This is a genomic window from Micromonospora sp. NPDC049048, assembly GCF_043197615.1.
GTDB lineage: Bacteria > Actinomycetota > Actinomycetes > Mycobacteriales > Micromonosporaceae > Micromonospora.
Genome location: NZ_JBICTM010000036.1, coordinates 1 through 1,329, shown reverse-complemented (window position 1 = coordinate 1,329; position 1,329 = coordinate 1). Strand labels below are relative to the sequence as shown.

Annotated in this window: 2 protein-coding genes; both read right to left on the bottom strand. The window is 66.1% G+C overall.

What is annotated here, in order from left to right; translation table 11 throughout:
• Positions 1-30: 30 nt before the first annotated feature.
• Positions 31-957 carry an IS3 family transposase gene (locus ACGFIG_RS30750; protein ID WP_393008887.1) on the bottom strand — a complete coding sequence of 309 codons (927 nt, stop codon included), beginning with the start codon at positions 955-957 and terminating at the stop codon, positions 31-33.
• Positions 954-1,265 carry a transposase gene (locus ACGFIG_RS30745; protein WP_104113285.1) on the bottom strand — a complete coding sequence of 104 codons (312 nt, stop codon included), beginning with the start codon at positions 1,263-1,265 and terminating at the stop codon, positions 954-956. Before ACGFIG_RS30745 ends, ACGFIG_RS30750 begins: the two co-directional genes overlap by 4 nt.
• Positions 1,266-1,329: the final 64 nt, after the last annotated feature.

Genomic DNA, 1,329 nt, shown 5'->3' with positions numbered 1-1,329 from the left:
TGAGGTTCCCCCGGTTTGCCGGAGGGTTGGTTACCTGGCGCCGGTGGGCTCAGGTTGAACGATAGCCATCTGGTCGTGCTGTGCCTGGTGGGTGTGCCAGGCGGTTTCGTACTCGTCTGGGGATCGCCAGCCGAGGTCTTTCTGGATGCGGCGGGTGTTGTACCAGCCGTCGATGTAGGTGAAGATCGCGTTCTCTGCCTCGTTGCGGGTGCGCCAGGAGTTTCGGTAGACCAATTCGATCTTCAGCGTGGACCAGAAGTTCTCCATGAGGGCGTTGTCGTAGCTGTCGCCGACGGAGCCCATGGAGGGCAGGATTCCGTTGTCGGCCAGGCGTTGGGCGAAGCGGAAGGACGTGTAGTTCGACCCGCGGTCTGAGTGGTGGATCAGTTGGCCGTCGCGGATGTCGCGGGACCAGATGCCGTATTCGAGGGCGCCGAGGATCAGGTCGGTGTCGCAGCGGTCGGAGCAGCGCCAGCCCACGATGCGGTTGGAGAACACATCCCGGACGGCGGCGAGCCAGAACACGCCCTCGCCGCAGGGGATCCGGGTGGCATCGGCGACCCACAGCCGGTTCGGCGCTGCGGCGGTGAACTGCCGGTTGACCAAATCCGGCGCCGGGGTCGCCTTCGGGTTCGACCGGGTCGACGGGATGCGCCACTTCTTGCGCAGGAACGCCCCCTGCAAGCCAGCGATCCGCATCAACCGCTCCACACGTTTGCGACCGACGTGTCGGCCCTGGCGGCGCAGCATCGCGTGCACCCGTGGGCTGCCGTAGGTGCCGCCGGAGACGTCGTGGATCTCGGCGATCTCCACCGCCAGGTCCGCGTCCTCGCTTCGCCGGGCGCACGGGTTGGCGGCCTGGGCGAGCCAGCCGTAGTAGGTGGAGGTGGCGATGTTGAGGACCCGGAGGACGGGCTCGACCCCGAAGCGATCTTTCAGCTCGTCGACGAGCGTCACGACCGTCGCCGGGTCGGGTCGAGTTCCGAGGCGAAAAAAGCCGATGCGGCCTTCAAGATTTCGTTGGCCCGCTTCAACTCGGCGTTCTCCCGCCGCAGCCGACGCAACTCCTCCAACTCCGAGGTCGTCGGCCGGTCGTCGCGCTGGCCCCGGTCGGCCTCGTCCTGGCGGATCCAGTTCCGCAACGCTTCGTGATGCACCCCAAGCTGCCGCGCCAGTTGGCGAATCACGGGCTTCGGGTCCGACTCCCGATACAAGCGCACCGCACGTTCACGCAGCTCATCGGGATACTTCTTCGGTGCTGCCACGGATGACTCCCTTCAGCTCCATCAGAGCATGATCGAAAGCCTCCGAGCTACCGGGGGAACCTCA